The organism is Pseudomonas viridiflava (assembly GCF_900602065.1).
Classification (GTDB): Bacteria; Pseudomonadota; Gammaproteobacteria; order Pseudomonadales; family Pseudomonadaceae; genus Aquipseudomonas.
In genome coordinates, this window is sequence record NZ_UWFN01000019.1 from 1 (window position 1) to 416 (window position 416).

At 62.7% G+C, this 416-nt stretch carries 1 protein-coding gene; it reads left to right on the plus strand.

The genetic code is table 11. The features are described 5' to 3' along the window. A partial coding sequence (locus EE949_RS00090) for a FimD/PapC C-terminal domain-containing protein (RefSeq protein WP_164666644.1) occupies positions 1-416 on the plus strand: 416 nt, incomplete at both ends.

A 416-nucleotide genomic window follows, 5' to 3' on the forward strand; every position in this document is an offset into this window, starting at 1 on the left:
GTGAAAGTCGAGACCCCACAAGGCCCGGTGTGGACGGACTTCCGCGGCCAGGCGGTGATCGCAGGCTTGCCGGCCTACACCAACAGCCGGGTCGAAGTGCAGACCCAGTCCTTGCCCAAGCGTGTCGGCCTGCGGAACGGCACCCAGGTGCTGGCTGCAGGGCGCGGGTCGTTCAATGCCGTGGGTTTCGAGGTGGTGAAGGTGCGCCGTGTGCTGCTCACCGCGCATGACTCGCAGGGCCAGCCGTTGCCCCAGGGTGCCTCGGTATTCGGCAACGGCGATCGCTTCCTGACAGGCGTGGTGGGTGAGGGCATGATTTTTCTCAACGACGTCGATGAGTCGCAAAACTTGCGGGTTTTATTACCGGACTCATCGACCTGCCAATTGCGCATTGACCTTGAGGCCAAGCCTGACAA